Here is a 6,058-nt window from a genome sequence, read left to right as displayed (position 1 = left end):
CGCCGTGCCACCCCGTAGTAGGACTCCGGATGATCGGGGAGCAGTTCCGTCGGTGTGACGATGACGGTCGCGCCGTACGCGCGCAGGAGGTCCTGTTTCTCCTTCGAGACTTTGTCCGGAACGGTGAAGATGGCCTTGTAGCCGCGTATGGCCGCGATGATTGCCAGACCGACTCCGGTGTTGCCGCTGGTCGGCTCGACGATGGTGCCGCCGGGCTCGAGGAGGCCGAGTTGCTCCGCCCGGTCGATCATCGTGACGGCAATCCGCTCTTTGATCGAACCACCGGGGTTGAGGAACTCGAGTTTCGCGACGAGATTCCCGGGAGGATGAACGCGCGAAAGACGGACGATGGGTGTACGCCCGATCGCTTCGATGGCGTTTTCGTAGATCACGCCGCAAGTGTATCGAGCGCACCGCTCGAACTTGTGTGCGGGCACCTGGCGCTTGCTGCGGGCAAGCTCGCCGCGGTGTGCCGGCTCACGAAGCTCGCACGGACCACGGTGGTGTTCTACGTCGCGGTGAGCGTGCTTGGTTCGTCTACCTTGTGCTCGCCGGCACCCTGTAGGTGACGGCCGTGCTGTCCGGTGCCAACGTGCTGCCCATCCGTCCGGTCGTTCGAGCCGGTTCAAACCGGCTGCCGACTTCCAGCCGCCGGCTTTCAGCTCATGGCATCATCTCGCCGATCGCGTTGCCGGCTGTGCGAAGCGAGGCAGTCGGCTTGAAACTCTGTCTCAGTTCGATCTCGCGGTACTGCGGTGAGCGCTAGAGCAGTCTCCGCAGTGCCTCGGGATCGGAGACGGGAAGCGCACACTGGAAGTTCCTGCACACGTACGCGAGGGTCGAGCCCGTGGCTCGCCCCTCGAGGAGAGGAACGACCTTCGTCGCACTGCCGTCTCGATCGACGGCGAGCGCAACGTCGGGCCGGAATCCTTCCCACACGACCGAGGCGAGTTCTTGTGCATCCGGACCCACGATCGCGATCTCCTGTGGTTCGCGCAGCGTCGTGTGCAAGACGCTCAAGAGATGACCGGCCCCCGAGGGCGACGCAGTCGCGACCGCCGCTCCCGCACGTAGGGCCCGCTCGGAGTGTGCCCTGAGGTCCGCGTCGCCCGTGTACAAGGAAGCGAGGAGCAGGGCTTCGGCTGCGAGGGCGTTTGCCGACGGTGTTGGCGAGTCGAAGTGGTCGCGTTTTCGCGCCAGAGGGGCTTCGACGTCGGCCCCTGTGGTGAAGAACCCGCCGTCCGGATCCGCAAAGAGATCAACCATTCCCTCGATCAGGCGCATCGCTTCGGTATACCAGCGGACCTCTCCGGTGGCCTGGTAGAGAGTGAAGAGACCTAGGGCCGTTGCTGCGTAGTCGTCCGCGAATGCGGGCACACTCGCTCTTCCCTTGCCCCAACTCCTCAGAAGACGCCCGTCTGCCCGGGTGACTTCTGACCGGAGGAACACCGCTGCGTCCCGTGCAGCTTCGAGAAAGCGCGACTCGCCGAGGATGGCTCCGGCCTCGGCGAGGGCGCGAATCGCCAGTCCGTTCCAGGCAGTGACGACCTTGTCGTCGAGGCCGGGCCTGACGCGTTCGGCACGTCGCGAGAGAAGCCGACTACGGGCCATGTCGATCATCGCATCGGCGGCGGCAGGATCGATGTCGAGTTCGGAGGTGACCTGTTCGAGCGGGCGTGTGACGCGAAGATGGTTTCTGCCTTCGAAGGTGCCCTCTTCGGTAACTCCGAAAAAGGCGGCGGCAAGTGGGTTGAGTTGTTCTCCGACGACGTCGGCGAACTCGTCTGCATCCCAGACGTAGAACGTGCCTTCCGAGCCTTCGGAATCCGCGTCCTCTGCCGAGGCGAACGCACCGCCGGGAAGCCGGAGGTCGCGCAACATGTAGTCGAGGGTCCTGATCGCGATCGCGGTGAACGCGGGCTCGTTCAGGACTTGCGCCGAGCGGAGATAGAGGCGGGCCAACTGCGCGTTCGTGTAGAGCATCTTCTCGAAGTGCGGGATCGTCCATGACCGGTCGACGGAGTACCGGGCGAAGCCACCACCGACGTGATCGTGGATTCCACCGTCGGCCATCTTGTTCAGCGTCAGCGACACCATCCGCTTGGCGTCCGGAGCCCACGGTTCGTCGGCGACGCGGAGGAGAAACTCGAGGACCGGTTCCTGTGGGAACTTGGGTGCCCCACCGAAACCGCCCTCGGCTTCGTCGAACTGGGAGGCGAGGGCCTGGTGGGAGGAGACGAGGAGGTCTTCGCCGGGCAGCTGGTCGACACTCGGGATCGCATGAGCGACGAAGTCAGAGAGCTGCTCTGCCTGGGTTACCAGCTCGGCACGCTGCGTCTTCCAGGCGTCGGCGACGGCAGTGATGACCCGCCGAAACGACGGCATGCCATGTCGTTCGACGGCCGGGAAGTAGGTGCCGGCATAGAAGGGTTTGCGGTCAGGGGTGAGGAACACGGTCATGGGCCAGCCGCCCCGGCCGGATATGGCTTGGAGCGCCTCCATATAGACGGCGTCGACGTCGGGCCGTTCTTCACGGTCGACCTTGATGTTGACGAACAGCTCATTCATCAGAGCCGCGGTTTCTTTGTCTTCAAACGATTCCTGAGCCATCACGTGGCACCAGTGACAGGACGAGTACCCGACCGACAGCAGCACCGGCTTCTGCTCGGCTTCTGCCGCGGCGAACGCCTCGTCGCCCCAGGGATACCAGTCGACCGGGTTGTCGGCGTGTTGGAGCAGATACGGGCTCGTCTCGTTGGACAGGCGGTTGGGCATGCCACGACGGTACCCGTCAGATGGCGGTATGGGAACGGGGCTCAGGAGTGGAGTTCGACGATGTCTCCGTCGGAAAGAACGTGGTTCCGTCCGACTTGCTGTCCGTCGAAGTGATCGGTGCCCCAAATGCGGGCATAGCGCAGGTGCTCTGCGATGTCACGATGCACGAGTGCCGCAACGTCCTGGACGGTATCGCCGCTGCGGACCGTGTAGGGCTTGTCCATGGCGGCCGGCTTGCCTGGCACCTTCGTGTAGACGCGGATGATCCCCAGCCTGGAGAAGAGCCATGGTCCGATTTCGTCGACACCCGCTCCCGTGGCTGCCGATACGGTGAGAATCGGGTAGTCGAGGCCCAGCAGCTCTTCGAGGATGGCGACTTCCTCGGTGCACCGCGGTGCCTTATCTGCCTTGTTGGCGACGAGGAGTGTGGGGAGTCGAATCGCGAACGGGTCGTGCTCCGGCGATTGCTCACCCTCATGCCAGGTGCTGGTCAGGGTGACTTTGCGGCTTGCGAGTATCTCGTGGAGGGACTCGACCTGCGCGACGCAGCCGGGGACGGAGACGTCGACGATGAGCAGGCATGCGTCCGCCGGTTGGAGAGCGCCGGCAAGCCATGGGACCGGGTGCTCGGCGGACACCGGGGGCAGATCGACGAGTTGGAACGAGATGTCTTCGTAGTGGAGCATGCCCGGTTGCGGGAACTGGGTCGTGAACGGGTACGGACCCGATGGTGTGCGCGATCCGGTCAGGCGGGCATGGAGGGTGGACTTGCCCACGTTGGGCGGACCGAGCAGGGCGACTTGGGCGGCCCCCTCGGGACGGATGACGGTGGGAGGGCCACTTCTGGCCCCACCTTTCTTTGGTCCTGCGAGTTGCTCGGTCAGCTCCTTGATGCGTGTCTTGATATCCGCTCGAAGGTGCTCGGTCCCCTTGTGCTTGGGTATGGTCCGGTACATCTCGCGCAGTGCTGCGAGGCGTTCCTCGGGGTCGCGGCTGCGCTTGTAGGCGACCTCTGCTGCCTTGTAGTCGGGGGTCAGATTGGCCGGCACGAACTCATTATCGTCCAGCAGGAGGGCAGGCGGGTGGGCTTTGGAGGCGAGCCGATCGATATCAGGCAGCGCGGGCTAGGGTCCGCCGGTACTCGCTGGAACGACGGGCAGGTGGAAGCGATGGACTCGAATCGCATCCGACTTCCCAGTCCAGGATGGTTCTTCGTCATCCTGCTTTCAATATCGGTGTGCACCTGTTCGTGAGCGTCACGGGATCGTGGTTCCTGTTCGAGATGTTCTCGCTGGATTCGGAGGCCAGCGTGCGCACCTGATTCTCCAGCGCTCAATGGCTTCTCCCTGCCGTCCTCCTGCTTCTCCTGGCAAGTAGCGAACGTCGCATGGGCCAGCTCGGCCGGGTTCGAGCAGTCACGGTGCTCGCTCTCGCCGCCTTGTACTTCTCCATTGACGAAACTGCAGATTTCCATGGGGCCATCACCGGCTTCTTGAAGGGGGCGGGGGTTTTCCCGAGGTTCAGCGGAGAAGAAGGAATCTGGATCGTTCTCTACGCGGCAGCGGCCGCGGTCCTCCTTGTTTGGATCCGGGGCGGACTCTGGGCCATTCTCAAGGCTCATCCGAGAGGTTCGCTGCGGGCAATACTCGGAGCGGGAGTCTTCGTCGCCGGTGGAGCCGGAGTAGAAGCAGTCAACTACTCGGATCCGTTCCTCGGTGGCGTGTTGCTCGAGGAGACAATGGAGATGATTGACGTGGCCCTGATGGTGTGGGGGACGATGATCGCGCTGGGAAACCTCGAGGTTGTCTCTCTCCGGCCGTTGTCGGGGGAGGAGTCGTCGACCGACTTGGGTCTGAGGACGGAGAACCAAGAATCGTCCCGAAATGGTCATCAAGGAATCCACGATTCGACCGATCGGGGAAGCTGACCGGGCTCGTCGTTGTTGAAGAGAGGGTGACGGACCGTTCTGTCGCAATGAAAAAGGGGGGTTCACACGACACCCGATGTGTGTCATAGTGTCACGCAGTTGCGTTGCGGCTTGACCGTGACCTTGACGGAGGATAAACCCCAAGATGGCATCGACCGATAAGACGCGCCCCAACGGAAAGGCGGTTGGCAAGACCGACCGCAGCCGCCGTGACCGGCGCAACAAGCTCACCGACGACCGAGGCAGGCTGACGACCGACCTGGTCAGTCAGTACCTGACCGCGATCGGCGAATACGACCTGCTCAGCGCCGAGCAAGAGGTTGAGCTCGCTCAGAAGATCGAGACTGGTGAAGACGCTGCAGAGCAGCTCGACGCCGGCGAGTACAAGACCAAAAAAGAAGAGATCGAGCTTCGTCGCAAGGCACGTTTCGGGAGGGAAGCGAAGGATGCTTTCCTGACCGCCAACCTTCGCCTCGTTGTGGCCAACGCTCGTCGCTACGCCAACACGTCCGGTATCGACTTCCTGGATCTCATCCAGGAAGGCAACCTCGGTCTGATTCGCGCCGTTGAGAAGTTCGACTGGAGAAAAGGCTTCAAGTTCTCCACGTACGCGACATGGTGGATTCGTCAGGCGATCACTCGTGCGATCGCGGACAAGTCTCGAACGGTGCGGATTCCTGTGCATCTTCATGACACGCTGGCAGCCGTGCGGGCAGCGCAGGCGAGTCTGAAGGCGGAACTCGGTCGGGACCCCAAGCCGGACGAGATCGCGGAAGAGGCAGGAGTCACCGTCGACAAAGTCGAGCTGGCGCTCGGCGTCGCGGACACCGTGTCGCTGGAACAGCCTGTTGGTGAAGACGGGGCGCAGCTCGGTGACTTCATCGAGGATGAAGAGGCGACAGACCCTGTGCAGATCACCGAAGAAATGGATGTCGCACACAGCCTGCGGATCTCCATCGATCGGCTTCCTGAGCGGGAGGGACGGATCCTCGCGCTGCGATACGGCTTCTATGACGGCGTCCCCAGGACGCTCGAAGAGATCGGCGACGAGTTCAATCTGACTCGAGAGCGGATCCGTCAGCTCGAAAAACTGGCTCTGTGCCGCCTGCGGCATCCCTCCTTCGGCATCCGGGAACAGGATCTGATCTAAGAGTCTGCCGGGTGGTGCCGCACGAATCGGCGGCTGGACTGGTTGCCTGCAGCCAAGACCCCCTCCGTCCTCGGCCAGAGCGCCGAGGACACCTCCCCAACGTCGACCTGGCGGCCTTCTGGGGGAGGAAACGGACCTCCTTCCGTCCTCGGCGCGGCACCTCCCAAGACCCCCTCCGTCCCTGACGGGACACCTCCTCCAGCGTC

5 protein-coding genes are annotated in these 6,058 nt (G+C 63.3%); 2 read left to right on the top strand and 3 right to left on the bottom strand.

Annotation, left to right across the window (positions count from 1 at the left end; genetic code table 11):
* From GWP04_11840 to GWP04_11830, 3 genes are all read right to left on the bottom strand, one after another.
* The coding region (locus GWP04_11840) for a pyridoxal-phosphate dependent enzyme (GenBank protein NIA26245.1) at positions 1-392 on the bottom strand (392 nt) is incomplete at its 3' end.
* Positions 393-762: 370 nt separating this feature from the next.
* Positions 763-2,775 carry a DUF255 domain-containing protein gene (locus GWP04_11835; GenBank protein ID NIA26244.1) on the bottom strand — a complete coding sequence of 671 codons (2,013 nt, stop codon included), beginning with the start codon at positions 2,773-2,775 and terminating at the stop codon, positions 763-765.
* 41 nt (positions 2,776-2,816) lie between these two features.
* Entirely contained in the window at positions 2,817-3,824 is a 1,008-nt protein-coding gene (locus tag GWP04_11830; GenBank protein ID NIA26243.1) for a TGS domain-containing protein, read from the bottom strand.
* Positions 3,825-4,162: 338 nt separating this feature from the next.
* On the opposite strand from GWP04_11830, the gene GWP04_11825 reads away from it, so the two are divergent.
* Together GWP04_11825 and GWP04_11820 are read left to right on the top strand one after the other, a co-directional pair.
* Entirely contained in the window at positions 4,163-4,702 is a 540-nt protein-coding gene (locus GWP04_11825) for a hypothetical protein (protein NIA26242.1), read from the top strand.
* A 145-nt stretch (positions 4,703-4,847) separates the two neighbouring features.
* Positions 4,848-5,852: a sigma-70 family RNA polymerase sigma factor gene (locus GWP04_11820; protein ID NIA26241.1), complete on the top strand. Its 1,005-nt coding sequence runs from the start codon at positions 4,848-4,850 to the stop codon at positions 5,850-5,852.
* Positions 5,853-6,058 lie beyond the last annotated feature (206 nt).

Source organism: Gammaproteobacteria bacterium (assembly GCA_011682695.1).
In the GTDB taxonomy this organism is placed as follows: domain Bacteria; phylum Actinomycetota; class Acidimicrobiia; order Spongiisociales; family UBA4744; genus BMS3Bbin01.
The sequence above is the reverse complement of the archived record's forward strand: the minus strand, read 5'-3'. Positions and strand labels throughout refer to the sequence as shown.

Bases quoted from the DNA above. Each gene is read 5' to 3' on its own strand.
- GWP04_11835 (NIA26244.1), bottom strand. From the start codon at position 2,775: ATGCCCAACCGCCTGTCCAACGAGACGAGCCCGTATCTGCTCCAACAC.
- GWP04_11825 (NIA26242.1), top strand. From the start codon at position 4,163: ATGGGCCAGCTCGGCCGGGTTCGAGCAGTCACGGTGCTCGCTCTCGCC.
- GWP04_11820 (NIA26241.1), top strand. From the start codon at position 4,848: ATGGCATCGACCGATAAGACGCGCCCCAACGGAAAGGCGGTTGGCAAG.